The 18,323-nt window shown below is 52.7% G+C and carries 15 protein-coding genes; 14 read left to right on the top strand and 1 reads right to left on the bottom strand.

Translation table 11 applies throughout. The features are described 5' to 3' along the window. Positions 1-166: 166 nt before the first annotated feature. The 5 genes from pxpB to nei are packed head-to-tail and all read left to right on the top strand — an operon-like array spanning position 167 to position 3,952. The gene (gene pxpB, locus J1781_RS18435) at positions 167-832 is read left to right on the top strand and encodes a 5-oxoprolinase subunit PxpB (RefSeq protein ID WP_129952024.1); all 666 of its coding nucleotides are present in this window, start codon (positions 167-169) and stop codon (positions 830-832) included. Continuing rightward, positions 826-1,755 carry a 5-oxoprolinase subunit PxpC gene (pxpC, locus tag J1781_RS18430; protein ID WP_129952023.1) on the top strand — a complete coding sequence of 310 codons (930 nt, stop codon included), beginning with the start codon at positions 826-828 and terminating at the stop codon, positions 1,753-1,755. The genes pxpB and pxpC overlap by 7 nt, the downstream gene beginning before the upstream one ends. Then, entirely contained in the window at positions 1,745-2,482 is a 738-nt protein-coding gene (pxpA, locus tag J1781_RS18425) for a 5-oxoprolinase subunit PxpA (RefSeq protein ID WP_129952022.1), read from the top strand. Before pxpC ends, pxpA begins: the two co-directional genes overlap by 11 nt. 25 nt (positions 2,483-2,507) lie before the next feature. Next, a complete protein-coding gene (gene pcp, locus J1781_RS18420) occupies positions 2,508-3,158 on the top strand; it encodes a pyroglutamyl-peptidase I (RefSeq protein ID WP_217233993.1) in 651 nt (216 codons plus the stop codon). Further along, on the top strand, positions 3,158-3,952 hold the full coding sequence (nei, locus tag J1781_RS18415) for an endonuclease VIII (RefSeq protein WP_129952020.1): 795 nt from the start codon (positions 3,158-3,160) through the stop codon (positions 3,950-3,952). The genes pcp and nei overlap by 1 nt, the downstream gene beginning before the upstream one ends. A gap of 62 nt (positions 3,953-4,014) precedes the next feature. Here nei and J1781_RS18410 read toward each other — a convergent pair whose 3' ends face one another. Then, positions 4,015-5,298 carry a citrate synthase gene (locus J1781_RS18410; RefSeq protein WP_217233992.1) on the bottom strand — a complete coding sequence of 428 codons (1,284 nt, stop codon included), beginning with the start codon at positions 5,296-5,298 and terminating at the stop codon, positions 4,015-4,017. Between the two features lie 870 nt (positions 5,299-6,168). On the opposite strand from J1781_RS18410, the gene sdhC reads away from it, so the two are divergent. The 9 genes from sdhC to cydA all read left to right on the top strand — a co-directional run bounded on the left by sdhC (position 6,169) and on the right by cydA (position 18,318). Then, positions 6,169-6,558: a succinate dehydrogenase cytochrome b556 subunit gene (gene sdhC / locus J1781_RS18405; RefSeq protein WP_129952017.1), complete on the top strand. Its 390-nt coding sequence runs from the start codon at positions 6,169-6,171 to the stop codon at positions 6,556-6,558. After that, positions 6,552-6,899, top strand: coding sequence for a succinate dehydrogenase membrane anchor subunit (gene sdhD, locus J1781_RS18400; RefSeq protein WP_129952016.1), 348 nt, complete (start codon positions 6,552-6,554; stop codon positions 6,897-6,899). Before sdhC ends, sdhD begins: the two co-directional genes overlap by 7 nt. A 3-nt stretch (positions 6,900-6,902) precedes the next feature. Further along, entirely contained in the window at positions 6,903-8,669 is a 1,767-nt protein-coding gene (sdhA, locus tag J1781_RS18395) for a succinate dehydrogenase flavoprotein subunit (RefSeq protein ID WP_217233991.1), read from the top strand. Between the two features lie 19 nt (positions 8,670-8,688). Beyond that, entirely contained in the window at positions 8,689-9,405 is a 717-nt protein-coding gene (locus tag J1781_RS18390) for a succinate dehydrogenase iron-sulfur subunit (RefSeq protein WP_129952014.1), read from the top strand. Between the two features lie 402 nt (positions 9,406-9,807). Further along, positions 9,808-12,615, top strand: a complete 2,808-nt coding sequence (gene sucA / locus J1781_RS18385; protein WP_129952013.1) for a 2-oxoglutarate dehydrogenase E1 component — start codon at positions 9,808-9,810, stop codon at positions 12,613-12,615. A 46-nt stretch (positions 12,616-12,661) separates the two neighbouring features. Beyond that, entirely contained in the window at positions 12,662-13,891 is a 1,230-nt protein-coding gene (odhB, locus tag J1781_RS18380; RefSeq protein ID WP_015698112.1) for a 2-oxoglutarate dehydrogenase complex dihydrolipoyllysine-residue succinyltransferase, read from the top strand. A gap of 100 nt (positions 13,892-13,991) precedes the next feature. Further along, positions 13,992-15,158: an ADP-forming succinate--CoA ligase subunit beta gene (gene sucC, locus J1781_RS18375; RefSeq protein WP_129952011.1), complete on the top strand. Its 1,167-nt coding sequence runs from the start codon at positions 13,992-13,994 to the stop codon at positions 15,156-15,158. Beyond that, the gene (gene sucD, locus J1781_RS18370) at positions 15,158-16,030 is read left to right on the top strand and encodes a succinate--CoA ligase subunit alpha (RefSeq protein ID WP_013576436.1); all 873 of its coding nucleotides are present in this window, start codon (positions 15,158-15,160) and stop codon (positions 16,028-16,030) included. The genes sucC and sucD overlap by 1 nt, the downstream gene beginning before the upstream one ends. 719 nt (positions 16,031-16,749) lie before the next feature. Then, on the top strand, positions 16,750-18,318 hold the full coding sequence (gene cydA / locus J1781_RS18365; protein WP_129952010.1) for a cytochrome ubiquinol oxidase subunit I: 1,569 nt from the start codon (positions 16,750-16,752) through the stop codon (positions 18,316-18,318). Positions 18,319-18,323: the final 5 nt, after the last annotated feature.

Here is an 18,323-nt window from a genome sequence, read left to right as displayed (position 1 = left end):
TCTGAGAGTAGCAGGTGAAGGCGGCGGGCGAAACCTCAGTGTCCCGCACAACAGGGAGATGAGTTGACATCAGTACTCTGTTTCACGCATAACTGATAACAAATCTCACGCTATTGATTCGATGAATAACCCGATGATCCACAACCCTTCTTTAAGGAGTATCTGAGTGCAACGAGCACGATGTTACCTGCTGGGCGAACGCGCGGTAGTGCTGGAACTTGACCCCCCGGTGTCGCTGGCAAGCCAGCAGCGGATCTGGGGACTGACGCAACGTTTACAGGATCGCGCCGTGTATCCGGGCGTGCGTGAAGTCATTCCCGGTATGAATAATCTGACGGTATTACTCACCGAGGCGCAAAGTTCGGCGCTGGATGCAATTGAGCGACTGCAAAACTGGTGGGAAGAAAGCGAAGCCATCGAGCCGGAATCGCGGCTGGTTGAAATTCCTGTGATTTACGGCGGTCTGCAGGGGCCGGATTTAGACAACGTGGCACGCCATACCGGTATGACGCCGGGTCAGGTGGTTGAATGCCATGCGGGTGTTGACTACACCGTTTATTTTCTCGGCTTCCAGCCCGGTTTTCCTTATCTGGGCGGCATGCCATCGAAACTTGCCACGCCACGTCACGGCGAACCGCGTCTGTCGGTGCCTGCGGGCTCTGTTGGCATTGGTGGCAGTCAGACCGGCATTTATCCTCTCTCGACGCCGGGCGGCTGGCAACTGATCGGTCAGACGCCAGTCGCGATGTTTGATCCCCTGCGTGCATCACCGACATTACTGCTGCCGGGTGACAGCGTACGCTTCGTGCCACAGAAGGAGGGCGTATGCTGAAGGTTTTACGCGCCGGGATGTTGACCACGGTGCAGGACTTGGGTCGCAACGGTTACCGCCAGCAGGGCGTGAGTCAGTCGGGTGCGCTGGATGCCCCGGCACTGCGGTCTGCCAATCTGCTGGCCGGCAATGACGAAAATGCGGCGGCGCTGGAAATCACACTCGGCCAGTTCAGTGCTGAATTTTACCGTGAAGGCTGGATAGCGCTGACCGGGGCCGGTTGTCATGCACAGCTTGATGGGAAAGAGGTATGGACCGGCTGGTGTTACAAAGTGAAGCCGGGCCAGATACTGACCCTGAAAATGCCCACCCGTGGTATGCGCAGCTATCTGGCGATTTCCGGCGGCATTGATGTGCCTGAAGTCATGGGATCGCGCAGTACCGATCTGAAAGCCAAATTTGGTGGCTTTCACGGGCGGGCATTGCAAGACGGTGACAGGTTGCCCACCGGCGATTCGTTTGGGCAGCCGAAAAAATCCTGTGGCATTAAACAGCTACTGTTTGGTAACCGTATTCGTGCATTGCCGGGGCCGGAGTATCAGGAGTTCAGCGAGACGTCGCGCGGGGAGTTCTGGCGCGCCGCCTGGCAGCTGAGCCCGCAAAGTAACCGTATGGGATACCGGCTGCACGGTCACACACTGAAACGCGAAACTGACCGTGAAATTCTGTCGCACGGCTTATTGCCGGGTGTAGTTCAGGTGCCGCACGGGGGGCAGCCGATTGTGCTAATGGCTGATGCCCAGACCACCGGCGGCTATCCGCGTATTGCCTGTGTCATTGAGGCGGATTTGTATAATCTGGCGCAAATCCGGCTGGGCGAACCGGTGCATTTCGTCAAATGCACACCGGAAGAGGCGCAGAAAGCCTTGCGTGAGCAATCGCTCTTTATCGAACAGATTAAACGGGGGCTGCATGATCGTTGATCTTAATGCCGATCTAGGCGAAGGCTGTGCACATGATGAGGCACTGTTACAACTCGTCAGTTCGGCCAATATTGCCTGCGGATTTCATGCCGGAGATGCGCAGACCATGCGGCAATCCGTACGCCATGCGCTGAAATACGGTGTGGCAATTGGTGCGCACCCAGGTTTTGCGGATCGCGAAAATTTTGGCCGCACTGCCATGAACGTGCCTGCCGAAACCCTGTATGCCCAGGTGGTGTATCAGTTGGGTGCACTGGCTGCCATCACCCGTGCCGAAGGCGGGCATATGGTGCATGTGAAGCCGCACGGCATGTTGTACAACCAGGCAGCAACCGACCCCGTACTCGCGGATGTTATCGCCCGGGCGGTGCATGCGGTAGATCCGGCATTGCGTCTGGTCGGGCTGGCGGGCAGCGAATTAATTCATGCCGGTGAACGCCTGGGATTGCAAACCCGTCAGGAAGTATTCGCTGACCGGCGTTATCAGAGCAACGGTACGCTGGTGCCACGCAGTCAGCCGGATGCAATGATCGAAAGCGATGAACTGGCGCTGGACCAGACGCTGTCGATGGTACAGCAACAGAAAGTACTCAGCCGTGAAGGCGTCTGGGTGCCGGTTAAAGCTGACACTGTTTGTCTGCATGGTGATGGTGAACATGCACTGACGTTTGCCCGGCGGCTGAGGAATGCGTTTGTTGAACAGGATATTCAGATCAGCGCAGGCTGATTTTGGCAGAATCTGAGGAGCATCTATGCGTAAAGTTTTAGTCACCGGTTTCGAGCCCTTTGGCGGCGAGCGCGTTAATCCGTCATGGGAAGTGGTCAGGCAACTGGGTGACCTGGAATTGTCGGGTGCGCAGATTGTGGTGCGTCAGTTGCCGTGTGTGTTCGGCAAAGCCATTGATGCACTCAATGCGGCCATTGATGAAGTGCTGCCTGAAATGGTGATCTGCGTCGGGCAGGCCGGTGGCCGGAGTGATTTCAGTATCGAACGCGTAGCGATCAATGTCGATGATGCGCGTATTGCCGATAACGAGGGTAACCAGCCGGTGGATGAAACCATCGTCAGCACGGGCCCGGCAGCGTATTTTTCCACCCTGCCGATCAAGACGATTGTCAACGGATTGCGCGAGTCAGGGATCCCGGCATCGGTGTCGCAAACCGCCGGTACTTACGTCTGCAATCATGTGATGTACGGCCTGTTACATCGTCTGGCGCAGCCTGCCTGCAAAGTGGTGAAGGGCGGTTTTATCCATATTCCTTATCTGCCGGAACAGGCCGCACATCATCCGGGTGCGCCAAGTATGTCAGTACATACTGTTCTGAACGCCCTTGAGCTGACTATCGCCATCGCGCTGCATACGGAGCAGGATTTGAAAATTGCCGGGGGTGCAACTCACTGATGCCTGAAGGTCCTGAAATCCGCCGCGCAGCTGATGTGCTGGCTGCTGCGGTAGTGAATAAGCCCCTGACCGATGTCTGGTTTGCGTTTCCGGCACTCAAACCCTATCAGTCAGCGCTCAGGGGCACGAAAATCACGTCAATTGAAACACGCGGAAAAGCACTGCTGACGCACTTTTCCAACGGTCTGACTCTTTATAGTCACAATCAGCTTTACGGGGTCTGGCGGGTAGTGAAGGCCGGCGAAGTCGCCAGGGAAACCAAACGCTCGCTGCGGGTCATGCTGGAAACCACGGAGGCGGCGATCCTGCTGTACAGTGCATCCGAAATCAGTATTTACGATACGGCGGAGATCGAAAATCATCCGTTCCTGCAACGTATCGGCCCGGATGTGCTGGATGAGCGTCTGACTGTCGAGCAGGTACGTGAGCGGTTATTGTCCCCTAAATTTTGCAACCGTCAGTTAGGCGGAATGTTGCTGGATCAGGCCTTTCTGGCGGGATTGGGCAATTATCTGCGGGCGGAAATTCTCTGGCTGGCGAAACTGCTGCCGGATCATAAACCCAAAGAGCTGAACGAAACGGAACTGCAGGCGCTGGCCGATGCCTGTTTATCTGTTGCGCGCTTATCGTATGCCACGCGCGGCACGATGGATGAAAATGTGCATCACGGTGCGCTGTTTCGTTTCAAGGTGTTTGGCCGGACAGGCTTACCCTGCGAACGTTGCGGCGATCCGATTATGAAAACCAGCGTGTCATCGCGACCGTTCTTCTGGTGTCCGGTGTGTCAGGTATAGCAAACGCACCGAAATGAAAAAGGCTCCCCCGGGAGCCTTTTTGTCATCCTTGAAAAGGAAGATTACTTTTTCAGCTGAGAATGGAAATCGCGTTTGTCATAGCCGGTATAAAGCTGGCGCGGACGGGCGATTTTGACGCCTTCCTGATGCATTTCGCTCCAGTGAGCAATCCAGCCGACAGTACGTGCCATCGCGAAGATCACGGTGAACATGGAAGACGGAATACCCATCGCTTTCAGGATGATGCCGGAGTAGAAATCGACGTTCGGGTACAGTTTCTTCTCGATGAAGTAAGGGTCGTTCAGCGCGATATGCTCAAGCTCCATCGCCACTTCCAGCAGGTTGTCTTTCAGATCCAGCTCTTTCAGGACTTCATGACAGGTTTCACGCATCACGGTCGCGCGCGGGTCATAGTTTTTATAAACACGGTGACCAAAGCCCATCAGGCGGAAGGAATCATTTTTATCTTTCGCGCGTTTCACGAATTCAGGAATGTGATCAACGCTGCTGATTTCTTCCAGCATTTTCAGTGCAGCTTCATTCGCGCCGCCGTGGGCCGGTCCCCACAGGGATGCGATACCCGCAGCAATACAGGCAAACGGATTAGCGCCAGAAGAACCGGCGGTACGCACGGTGGATGTAGAGGCGTTTTGCTCGTGGTCAGCGTGCAGGATCAGGATACGATCCATCGCGCGTTCCAGAATCGGGTTCACTTTGTATTCTTCACACGGAGTGGCGAACATCATGTGCAGGAAGTTACCGGCATAGGACAGGTCGTTGCGCGGATATACAAACGGCTGGCCGATAGAATATTTGTAACACATGGCGGCAACGGTCGGCATTTTGGACAGCAGACGGTAAGCAGCGATTTCACGGTGACGTTCGTTTTCTACATCGATCGAGTCGTGATAAAACGCTGCCAGTGCGCCGGTGACACCACACAGAACAGCCATCGGGTGAGAGTCGCGACGGAAGCCGTGGAACAGACGGGTGATTTGCTCATGCACCATCGTGTGACGGGTAACATTGGTTTTGAATTCATCATACTGTTTCTGAGTCGGCACTTCGCCGTTCAGCAGCAGGTAGCTCACTTCAAGGAAAGTGGACTCTTGTGCCAGCTGGTCAATCGGGAAACCACGGTGCAGCAGAACGCCTTCGTCACCATCGATATAGGTGATTTTGGACTCGCAGGATGCAGTAGAGGTGAAGCCGGGGTCATAAGTGAAAAGACCTTTGGAACCGAGGGTGCGGATATCCACTTCATCCTGGCCCAGCGTGCCGGACAGCACATTAAGTTCAATCGGGTCGTGACCTTGTAGGGTAAGTGTCGCTTTCTTATCAGCCATTTACAGTCTCCTTAGCGCCTTATTTTTAAAAATCAGTAACAACAGAAATGCCTGGAAGCGACGCCTTGTAAGGTCATTATTATTGTCAGCCTTAGCTCTGCGATCGAATGGGAAGGGAACGTAGAGCTGAGTCGAAGTGCAGTCTCAGACTGCTCTGTGACAAACAAGCGGCGTTTCATCGTTGTTAACGATTCGGTAAATCATTACTGTTCTGTCACTCAGTACCGGTGAAGAGTATGAGGATTTACACAATCACCACTTTTGCATAACTTGGGCCATCAGGGAAGACCCCGACTTGCGATTGTGTGATCCGCTGATTCTTCAGAAACTTTCACTATTTTGGTGCGTGAAGGCGAAGCCGGTATGTGCTCAGAATCACAGTCCTATTGGAATAGTTCTTTTGTAATAGAAATGTTGATCAAATGTCAAACCAGATAATTTATTTTGTGTCTTTTATGAAAAGTGAGAGATAACTCACTGTTTCGCAGAAATGTGAATAAAGCATTTGTAGGGCAATTGTAATAAGAATGTGATCAACCTATACTCCTACAAGGTCTCCGGACAATCCGAAGTAGGAGCACCCAGCATCATTTTCTTCGCCCTTCACGTTACGGCTACGAAAATACTTTTATCGCGCCTTTTAAGCACACTGGATGTCGTCCTTTGAGCGCGAAAAATGATGAGCTTTTAGCTCAGCTTTCCAAAGTTATTGGTGTTGTGGGAAGGCGGCAAGCAACCGAATCCTTATGAGCTGACACAGGTTAGTGATTAGGGTGAGCGCGCAGCCAACGCACCCACAGCGACAAGAACAAAGGAAAGGGTGCTGTCTGACATACTGCTCCGGACCGGAGGGAAAATAATAAGAGCTGTGTGGGCAAAACCGTGAAAAAACAAAGACCTGTCAATCTGGATCTGCAAACGATCCGATTTCCTGTTACTGCGATAGCGTCCATCTTACACCGAGTCTCTGGCGTAATTACCTTCGTCGCCGTCGGTATCCTCCTCTGGCTGTTAGGCCTGTCTCTCTCTTCTCCTGAAGGGTTTGCACATGCTGCCGCCATCATGAATAGCTTGTTCGTAAAATTCATCTTTTGGGGAATACTCACTGCGCTGGCCTATCACGTTTGCGGTGGCGTCCGCCATTTGCTGATGGATTTTGGCTATATCGAAGAGAGTTTGGCTGCCGGTACCCGTTCTGCCCAGGTGGCAATCGGTCTGACCGTCGTGCTGTCAATTCTGGCTGGAGTCCTCGTATGGTAAGCAACGTTTCTGCGTTAGGGCGTAATGGTGTGCACGACTGGCTGTTACTGCGTGCTTCCGCAATTATCCTCACCTTGTACATCCTCTATATTCTGGGCTTTGTGGTTCTGGCTCAGGAACTGACATTTGATGTCTGGCATGGCTTCTTCTCTTCCTCCATCACCAAAGTATTCACACTGCTGGCGCTGCTCTCAATTCTGATACACGCGTGGATCGGCATGTGGCAGGTGTTAACGGACTATGTGAAATCGCTGGCTGTCCGACTGGTGCTGCAACTGGCTATTGTCGTGGTGTTAGTGGTTTACCTACTTTACGGAACAATTGTTGTTTGGGGAGCGTAGTAAATGAATCTGCCAGTCAGAGAGTTTGATGCTGTCGTTATCGGTGCGGGTGGCGCCGGTATGCGTGCCGCGTTACAAATTTCGCAAATGGGGCTGTCTTGTGCCCTGATTTCAAAAGTCTTCCCGACCCGCTCCCATACGGTGTCAGCGCAGGGCGGTATTACCGTTGCGCTGGGTAACACCCATGAGGATGACTGGGAATGGCATATGTACGACACCGTAAAAGGTTCCGACTATATCGGTGACCAGGACGCCATTGAATATATGTGTAAAACCGGGCCGGAAGCGATTCTGGAACTCGAACACATGGGGCTGCCTTTCTCCCGTCTTGAAGACGGCCGTATTTATCAGCGTCCGTTTGGCGGACAGTCGAAGAACTTCGGCGGCGAACAGGCGGCACGTACCGCCGCCGCAGCCGACCGTACCGGTCACGCCTTGTTGCATACGCTGTATCAGCAAAACCTGAAAAATGGCACCACAATTTTCTCAGAATGGTATTCGCTGGATTTAGTGAAAAACCAGGACGGCGCGATCGTTGGCTGTACCGCAATCTGTATTGAAACCGGTGAAGTGGTGTACTTCAAAGCCAAAGCGACCGTGCTGGCGACCGGTGGTGCAGGCCGTATTTACCAGTCCACCACCAACGCCCACATTAATACCGGCGACGGTGTCGGCATGGCGCTGCGTGCAGGTGTTCCGGTGCAGGATATGGAAATGTGGCAGTTCCACCCGACCGGTATCGCCGGCGCAGGCGTTCTGGTAACAGAAGGCTGTCGTGGTGAAGGCGGTTATCTGCTTAATAAAGACGGCGAGCGTTTCATGGAACGTTATGCGCCGAATGCCAAAGACCTGGCGGGTCGTGACGTGGTGGCGCGTTCCATCATGATCGAAATCCGCGAAGGCCGCGGCTGTGAAGGTCCGTGGGGCCCGCACGCCAAACTGAAACTCGACCATCTGGGTAAAGACGTTCTGGAATCCCGCCTGCCGGGGATCCTTGAACTGTCGCGTACCTTCGCCCACGTTGATCCGGTGAAAGAGCCAATCCCGGTTATTCCGACCTGCCATTACATGATGGGCGGTATTCCGACTAAGGTGACCGGTCAGGCACTGCGTGTTAACGCACAGGGCCAGGACGAAGTGATCCCAGGCCTGTTCGCGGTGGGTGAAATCGCCTGCGTATCGGTACACGGGGCTAACCGCCTTGGCGGTAACTCACTACTGGATCTGGTGGTGTTTGGCCGTGCAGCGGGCATGCATTTGCAGGAATCTATTGCAGAGCAGGGTGACAGCCGTGATGCCTCTCAGGATGACATTGATGTCTCTCTGGAACGTCTGAACCGCTGGAATAACACCCGTTCAGGTGAAGATCCTGTGGCTATCCGTAAAGATCTGCAAGCGTGCATGCAGAACAACTTCTCGGTCTTCCGTGAAGGTGATGCGATGGCGAAAGGGCTGGAAGAACTGAAAGTGATCCGCGAGCGTCTGAAATCTGCCCGTCTGGATGATACGTCCTCAGAATTCAATACCCAGCGCGTTGAGTGCCTGGAACTGGATAATCTGATGGAAACCGCGTTCTCCACTGCCGTCTCTGCAAACTACCGCACCGAAAGCCGTGGCGCACACAGCCGTTTCGACTTCCCTGAGCGTGATGATGCGAACTGGTTGTGCCACACGCTGTATCAGCCGGAAACAGAAAGCATGACCCGCCGTGAGGTGAACATGCAGCCTAAGCTTCGCGCAGCGTTCCCGCCGAAAGCGCGTACATACTAGGGCAGAGCGGAGACAGATTATGAAAATTGAATTTTCGATTTATCGCTATAACCCGGACGTCGATGACGTGCCGTACATGAAAGATTATGTGCTGGAAGCCAAAGAAGGGCGCGACATGATGTTGCTCGACGCGCTGATTTTGCTGAAAGAGCAGGATCCGACGCTGGCTTTCCGCCGCTCATGCCGTGAAGGGGTTTGCGGGTCAGATGGCGTCAACATGAACGGTAAAAACGGTCTGGCGTGTATCACACCCGTCTCGACGCTGCGTAACGGCAACAAGAAAATTGTTATCCGTCCGTTACCAGGGTTACCGGTTGTCCGTGACCTTGTAGTAGACATGGGGCAATTCTATAAGCAGTATGAGAAGATTAAGCCTTACTTGTTGAATGATGGGAAAAATCCTCCGGCGCGTGAACATTTACAGATGCCGGATGATCGTGAAAAGCTGGACGGATTATACGAGTGTATTCTCTGCGCCTGCTGTTCGACGTCCTGTCCGTCTTTCTGGTGGAATCCGGACAAGTTTGTCGGCCCGGCGGGCCTTCTGGCCGCTTACCGTTTCCTGATCGACAGCCGCGATACCGAGACACAATCGCGCCTCGACGATCTGAACGATGCTTTCAGCGTATTCCGCTGCCACAGCATCATGAACTGTGTGAGTGTATGTCCGAAGGGGCTGAATCCGACCAAGGCTATCGGTCATATCAAATCGATGCTGCTACAACGCGGTGCCTGAGAAGATATGCCACGCCACAGCGGGAACTCAGGTTCCCGCTGTTATTTATCCCCAGGTGCGTTGCGCTTTCTTTAGTTACAAATGTTGCAACTGAGGCGTTGATAGCAAATAAGTAAATTTTTAATAACAAAATAGCAACAAGTGCAACAAAGTTGCGCCTTACAGGAGTAAGATAGCCGGGTCAAAATCAGGGTGTTAGAAAACATCTGAAAAGGCAGCACTAAAAAGCAGGGCAACTTCAAAAATCAGTCACGCGCATGGCGGATTTTTGAAGGTTCCTTGAAGAGCCAAATGCTCAACCAACGAACTGTTTTAGTAAGGAAAACCGTTTTACCGCGGTGTATCACGGTCAATATTATTAACCACGGCGAAAACTAAAGCTTCAAAGCTTAAGGGATCACGATGCAGAACGGCGCAATGAAGGCCTGGCTGGATTCCTCCTATCTGGCGGGTGCGAACCAGTCTTACATAGAACAACTCTATGAAGACTACTTAACCGATCCTGGTTCCGTTGACGATAGCTGGCGTTCGATTTTTAAACAGCTACCAACAGTGGGTGTGAAACCAGAGCAACTCCATTCTCAAACACGGGACTACTTCCGCCGCCTGGCGAAAGACGCGTCACGTTACAACTCCTCCATCAGCGATCCGCAAACGGATGCCAAGCAAGTCAAGGTGCTGCAGTTAATCAACGCCTTCCGCTTCCGTGGTCATCAGAACGCGAACCTTGATCCCCTTGGTCTGTGGAAACTGGACGACGTGCCCGATCTGGATCCGGCGTTCCACCATCTGACTGAAGCTGATTTCCAGGAAACCTTCAACGTCGGTTCATTTGCCATTGGCAAGGAAACCATGCAGCTCGGCGAGCTGTATAAAGCCCTGAAGCAAACCTATTGCGGTTCCATTGGTGCAGAATATATGCACATCACCAACACCGAAGAGAAACGCTGGATCCAACAGCGTATCGAATCCGTGGCCGGGCGTGCGAGCTTCACCAATGATGAAAAGAAAACGTTCCTGAAAGAGCTGACCGCAGCAGAAGGTCTGGAGCGTTATCTGGGCGCGAAATTCCCGGGTGCAAAACGCTTTTCACTCGAAGGTGGCGATGCGCTGGTGCCGATGCTTAAAGACATGATCCGTCATGCCGGCAAAAACGGAACCCGTGAAGTGGTGCTGGGTATGGCGCACCGTGGCCGTCTGAACGTACTGATCAACGTGCTGGGCAAAAAGCCGCAGGATTTGTTCGACGAATTCTCCGGCAAGCATAAAGAACATCTGGGTACCGGTGATGTGAAATACCACATGGGCTATTCGTCTGATGTGGAAACCGAAGGCGGTATGGTGCATCTGGCGCTGGCGTTTAACCCGTCGCACCTCGAAATCGTCAGCCCGGTGGTTATCGGTTCTGTTCGTGCCCGTCGTGATCGTCTGGACGAAGCGCGCAGCAACATGGTTCTGCCAATCACCATTCACGGTGATGCGGCGATTACCGGTCAGGGTGTGGTTCAGGAAACCCTGAACATGTCGCTGGCACGTGGTTATGAAGTGGGCGGTACCGTACGTATCGTCATCAATAACCAGGTGGGTTTCACCACCTCGAATCCGAAAGATGCGCGTTCTACCGATTACTGTACCGATATTGCGAAAATGGTGCAGGCACCGATTTTCCACGTCAATGCCGATGACCCTGAAGCGGTGGCTTTCGTAACCCGCCTGGCATTGGATTTCCGTAACACCTTTAAACGTGACGTCATGATCGACCTGGTTTGCTACCGTCGCCACGGCCATAATGAGGCTGACGAACCTAGCGCAACCCAGCCGCTGATGTACAACAAGATTAAGAAACACCCGACGCCACGCAAAATCTACGCTGATGTCCTGACTGAGCAAAACGTGGCCAGCCTCGAAGATGCCACGGAAATGGTCAACCTGTATCGTGATGCGCTGGATGCTGGTGAATGCGTAGTGGAAGAGTGGCGTCAGAATGACATGCACACTTTCACCTGGTCACCGTATCTGAACCATGAGTGGGATGAAGCTTACCCGAACAAGGTTGAGCTGAAACGTCTGCAGGAGCTGGCGCGTCGTGTCAGTCATGTGCCGGATGCGATTGAAATGCAGTCACGCGTGGCCAAGATTTATGCTGACCGTAACGAGATGGCAGAGGGCAATAAGAAATTCGACTGGGGTGGTGCAGAAAACCTGGCCTACGCGACGCTGGTCGATGAAGGTATTCCGATTCGTCTTTCCGGTGAAGATACCGGTCGCGGCACCTTCTTCCACCGCCATGCCGTGGTCCATAACCAGAAAAACGGTTCCGTGTACGTGCCGCTGGCTAATATTCATAACAGCCAGGGCGAGTTCAACGTCTGGGATTCCGTGCTTTCTGAAGAAGCGGTGCTGGCATTTGAATACGGTTATGCCACGGCTGAACCGCGCACCCTGACTATCTGGGAAGCGCAGTTCGGTGATTTCGCCAACGGTGCGCAGGTGGTTATTGACCAGTTCATCAGTTCCGGCGAGCAGAAATGGGGCCGCATGTGTGGTCTGGTGATGTTGTTGCCACACGGCTACGAAGGGCAGGGACCGGAGCACTCCTCCGCGCGCCTGGAACGTTATCTGCAACTTTGCGCTGAGCAAAATATGCAGGTCTGTATCCCGTCTACCCCGGCGCAGGTTTACCACATGATCCGTCGTCAGGCACTGCGCGGTATGCGCCGTCCGCTGATCGTGATGTCACCGAAGTCACTGTTGCGCCATCCTCTTGCGGTTTCTACGCTTGATGAGTTGGCTAACGGCAGCTTCCTGCCTGCGATTGGCGAAGTCGACGAACTGGATCCAAAACAAGTCAAGCGCGTGGTGATGTGCTCCGGTAAGGTTTATTACGACCTGCTGGAACAACGTCGCAAAAACGAGCAAACCGATGTGGCGATCGTCCGCATCGAGCAGCTTTACCCGTTCCCGCACAAGGCAATTCAGGAAGTGCTTGAGAAATTCTCACACGTTCATGATTTCGTCTGGTGCCAGGAAGAGCCATTGAACCAGGGCGCGTGGTATTGCAGCCAGCACAATTTCCGTGAAGTGATTCCTTTCGGGGCTTCTTTACGTTACGCAGGACGCCCGGCCTCTGCCTCTCCGGCAGTGGGCTACATGTCCGTTCACCAGAAGCAACAGCAAGATCTGGTTAACGATGCGCTGAACGTTAAATAACCGCGTTGGCGTCAGTTAACTATATGGAACATAAGAAGGATTGATAATGAGTAGCGTAGATATTCTGGTCCCTGACCTTCCTGAATCCGTTGCGGATGCGACGGTTGCCACCTGGCACAAAAAGCCGGGCGACAGTGTTGAGCGTGACGATGTACTGGTAGAAATTGAAACCGATAAAGTGGTTCTGGAAGTGCCGGCAAGTGAAGCCGGTATTCTGGACAGCATTATCGAAGACGAAGGTGCGACGGTCATTTCCCGTCAGATCCTGGCGCGTATTCGGCCGGGTAACAGCAGCGGCAAGCCAAGCACTGAGAAAAGCTCCGATAAAGAAGCGACTCCTGCGGCACGCCACACAGCAGCACTGGAAGAAGAGAACAACGACGCACTCAGCCCGGCTATCCGTCGTCTGATTGCTGAACATTCTCTGGATGCCAGCGCCATCAAAGGCAGCGGTGTCGGTGGTCGTCTGACCCGTGAAGATATTGAACAGCACCTGGCGAAGGCCAAGGATGCGAAGCCAGCCGCGGCACCTGCAGCGGCACCGGCTGCCACCAGCGCCGCACCGGCTCTGGGTTCACGTAGCGAAAAACGGGTACCGATGACCCGTCTGCGTAAACGTGTTGCTGAGCGTCTGCTTGAAGCCAAAAACAGCACGGCGATGCTGACCACCTTCAACGAAATCAATATGAAGCCCATCATGGATCTGCGTAAGCAGTACGGTGATGGTTTTGAAAAACGTCACGGTGTACGTCTGGGCTTCATGTCTTTCTATCTGAAAGCTGTGGTTGAAGCGCTGAAACGCTATCCGGAAGTGAATGCTTCTATTGATGGCGATGATGTGGTTTACCACAACTATTTTGATGTCAGCATTGCGGTATCCACGCCACGTGGTCTGGTCACACCGGTTCTGCGTGATGTCGATACGCTGGGCATGGCAGATATCGAGAAGCAAATCAAAGAACTGGCCATCAAAGGCCGTGACGGCAAGCTGAAAGTGGAAGAACTGACCGGCGGTAACTTTACCGTGACCAACGGCGGTGTCTTTGGTTCTCTGATGTCCACGCCGATCATCAACCCGCCGCAGAGCGCCATTCTGGGCATGCATGCCATTAAAGATCGCCCGATGGCAGTGAATGGTCAGGTGGTGATTTTGCCAATGATGTATCTGGCACTGTCATATGATCACCGTCTGGTGGATGGCCGCGAGTCTGTCGGTTTCCTGGTGACCATTAAAGAGATGCTGGAAGATCCGGCTCGTCTGCTGCTGGACGTCTAGTCCCGGCACAGCGAAAGATGAGAGATCGAAAAATCTGCGGCACAGTTCGCTGTGCCCTGATAAGCCTTCCTATTTACCGAATAAGAATGGATAGAACATCATGAATTTACACGAGTATCAGGCGAAACAGCTGTTCCTGCGCTACGGCCTGCCAGCACCAACGGGCTTCGCCTGTTCCACCCCGCGTGAAGCGGAAGAGGCTGCATCGAAAATCGGTGCCGGTCCGTGGGTGGTGAAATGTCAGGTTCATGCCGGTGGACGCGGTAAAGCGGGCGGCGTGAAAGTGGTTAAAAGCAAAGAAGAAATCCGTGCTTTTGCTGAGCACTGGCTGGGCAAGCGTCTGGTGACTTACCAGACAGACGCCAGCGGTCAGCCGGTTAACCAGATCCTGGTTGAATCCGCCACTGATATTGATAAAGAACTGTATCTTGGCGCGGTAGTGGATCGCAGCTCCCGTCGCGTGGTGTTCATGGCGTCTACCGAAGGCGGCGTGGAAATCGAGAAAGTGGCGGAAGAAACCCCGCACCTGATCCACAAAGTGGCGCTTGATCCGCTGGCAGGTCCGCAGCCGTATCAGGGCCGCGAGCTGGCTTTCAAACTGGGTCTGAGCGGTAAGCAGGTTCAGCAGTTCACCAAGATCTTCATGGGGCTGGCGAACATTTTCCTTGAGCGCGATCTGGCGCTGATCGAAATCAACCCGCTGGTGGTGACTACCGCAGGTGACCTGATCTGCCTCGATGGCAAACTGGGTGCCGACGGCAACGCCTTGTTCCGTCAGCCGGAATTGCGTGAAATGCGTGATTACAGTCAGGAAGATGCCCGTGAGTCTCAGGCTGCGCAGTGGGAACTGAACTACGTTGCGCTCGACGGCAATATCGGTTGTATGGTGAACGGTGCCGGTCTGGCAATGGGCACCATGGATATCGTGAAACTGCACGGCGGCGAACCGGCTAACTTCCTCGATGTCGGCGGTGGCGCAACCAAAGAACGCGTGACCGAAGCCTTCAAAATCATCCTGTCCGATGAAAAAGTCAAAGCCGTCTTCGTAAACATCTTCGGCGGTATCGTACGTTGCGACCTGATCGCCGACGGTATCATCGGTGCGGTGGAAGAAGTGGGCGTCAGCGTGCCGGTTGTGGTGCGTCTTGAAGGTAACAATGCCGAGCTGGGTGCCAAAAAACTGGCAGACAGCGGTTTGAACATCATTGCAGCGACCAGCCTGACGAATGCGGCTCAACAAGTTGTCGCGGCAGTGGAGGGGAAATAATGTCGATTTTAATCAACAAGAACACCAAAGTTATCTGCCAGGGTTTCACCGGTAGCCAGGGGACTTTCCACTCCGAACAAGCCATCGCATACGGTACAAAAATGGTTGGCGGTGTAACACCGGGCAAAGGTGGCACCGAACATCTGGGTCTGCCTGTGTTCAACACCGTGCGTGAAGCGGTAGAAACCACCGGCGCAACGGCATCTGTGATTTATGTTCCGGCGCCGTTCTGCAAAGACTCCATTCTGGAAGCGCTGGATGCTGGCATTAAACTGATTATCTGTATCACTGAAGGCATTCCGACCCTGGATATGTTGGTGGTTAAAGTGAAACTGGATCAGAGCGATGCGGTGATGATCGGGCCAAACTGTCCGGGGGTGATCACGCCGGGTGAATGCAAAATCGGCATCATGCCGGGCCACATTCATCTGCCAGGTAAAGTGGGTATTGTTTCCCGCTCAGGCACGCTGACATATGAAGCCGTTAAACAGACCACGGATTACGGTTACGGCCAGTCTACCTGTGTCGGTATCGGCGGTGACCCGATCCCTGGCTCTAACTTCATCGATATCCTGAAGTTATTCCAGGAAGATCCGCAGACTGAAGTGATCGTCATGATCGGCGAAATCGGCGGTAACGCCGAAGAAGAAGCCGCAGCGTACATCAAGGCGCACGTGACTAAACCGGTTGTGGGTTACATCGCAGGGGTTACTGCGCCTAAGGGCAAACGTATGGGCCATGCTGGCGCCATCATTGCCGGTGGTAAAGGCACTGCTGATGAGAAATTTGCAGCGCTGGAAGCCGCAGGTGTTAAAACCGTTCGCAGCCTGGCCGATATCGGCGAAGCCGTGAAATCACTGCTTCCGCAATAAGTATTACCCACCCGTATTGGTAAACCGCCGGTACGGGTTAAGTCAATTTTTATAAAAAAGATTCGACATGTTGGCCGCCTTCGGGTGGCCTTTTTTTATTTTAAGCTAAATAATTAACATTCGCCGAATTAAGCTATATTCATTAACACAGCACGATACGTTCATGGGTAATAAAAGGTTAATAATTGGATTTTAGAAGGTAGCAAATTAGATATTTTCAACAACCATAAAAGCACAATTAATTAACATTGAAGCCATCATTAAATCTCATTGAAACCAAAAGTTAACATTTTGAAATATTTTTTTAGAAATTGATGGGGAGCTTATAGAAATAAACAAGGAGATAGGCTTAAATTGCGGCAGATCAATTACAGGGTTTTCCACTGTTTTGTTCTTAAATTGACCTGTACACGGAAATCCGCTTAAGGTCACTAAAAATCCTATTTAATGTGTGGGATTACTGGCGTAACATAATGGTCCTGTAACATCCGTTTTTTGTATGATTATTTTTCCCCGTGATTTTGCCCGTTCATCAGCCTGTTCCAGGCCAGCTGCTCGTGCTTTTTCCGGACTCAGAATGTCTGGTCGATGGCTTTACTCAACCGGGTACTGACATTTTTTCTACACACATTTAAATATTGGTAGTCATGAGGCGTTCCGGCACACGGTTCGTCAAAGATCACAATTTGTGGTCTTCCTCCGAGGAGCAAGGGGTCAAGATGTTTGATATCGTTGAACTGTCGCGTTTACAGTTTGCTTTAACAGCCATGTATCATTTCCTATTTGTCCCATTAACGCTAGGTATGGCGTTTTTGTTGGCAATTATGGAAACGGTTTATGTCCTTTCCGGCAAACAAATCTATAAAGATATGACCAAATTCTGGGGCAAACTCTTTGCAATTAACTTTGCACTGGGCGTTGCCACTGGTTTAACCATGGAATTCCAGTTCGGGACTAACTGGTCATATTTCTCACATTACGTGGGTGATATCTTCGGTGCGCCGCTGGCGATTGAAGGTTTAATGGCATTTTTCCTGGAATCCACTTTAGTGGGCCTGTTCTTCTTCGGATGGGACCGTCTTACTAAAGTTCAGCATATGACTGTGACCTGGTTTGTTGCCCTTGGCTCAAACTTGTCAGCTTTGTGGATCCTGGTGGCGAATGGCTGGATGCAAAACCCGATTGCATCGACTTTCAACTACGAAACCATGCGTATGGAAATGGTCAGCTTCTCCGAGCTGGTGCTGAACCCGGTTGCGCAGGTTAAATTCGTTCACACCGTAGCGTCTGGTTATGTGACTGGCGCGATGTTCATTCTGGCTATCAGCTCTTACTACCTGTTGAAAGGTCGCGATGTCGGTTTCGCGAAGCGTTCATTTGCTATCGCAGCAAGCTTCGGTCTGGCTGCCGTGCTTTCCGTTATCGTACTGGGTGATGAATCCGGTTATGAAATGGGTGACGTACAAAAAACGAAACTGGCTGCTATCGAAGCAGAGTGGGATACCCAACCTGCACCGGCAAGTTTCACGCTGTTCGGCATGCCGAATCAGGACAAAATGGAAAATGAATATTCTGTTCAGATCCCTTACCTGCTCGGCCTGATTGCCACACGTTCTGTTGATACGCCGGTCACCGGTCTGAAAGACCTGATGGCGCAACACGAAGTGCGTATCCGTAACGGTATGAAAGCCTACACCCTGCTGGAAGAACTGCGTTCGGGCAACACTGACCCGAAAGTGCGCAGCGATTTCGAAAGCACCAAGCAGGATCTGGGCTACGGTATGTTGCTCAAACGCTATACCGACAACCCGGCGGCGGCGACTGACGCACAGATTCAGAAAGCGACCAAAGATTCTATCCCGCGCGTTCTGCCACTGTATTTTGCATTCCGTATCATGGTTGCCTGCGGCATCCTGATGTTCGTACTGATTGCGCTGTCCTTCTATACCGTCTTACGTGGCAAAATTGGCCAGAAACGCTGGTTACACCGCGCGGTATTCATCGGCCTGCCGTTGCCGTGGATTGCTGTCGAGGCAGGCTGGTTCGTGGCTGAATATGGCCGCCAGCCTTGGGCGATTGGTGAAGTCTTACCCACTGCGATCGCACACTCTTCACTGACTGTGGGTGATGTACTGACCTCGATGATCCTTATCTGCGGTCTCTACACCCTGTTCCTGGTCGCTGAAATGTTCCTGATGTTCAAATATGCGCGCCTCGGGCCAAGCAGCCTGAAAACCGGCCGTTATCATTATGAACAACCTTCAGCGCCACTTGAGCAAGCTCGGTAATAGGG

Source organism: Rahnella perminowiae (assembly GCF_019049695.1).
GTDB classification, from domain to species: domain Bacteria; phylum Pseudomonadota; class Gammaproteobacteria; order Enterobacterales; family Enterobacteriaceae; genus Rahnella; species Rahnella perminowiae.
Note: the sequence above shows the minus strand (reverse complement) of the source record. Positions and strands in the feature narration are given on the sequence as shown.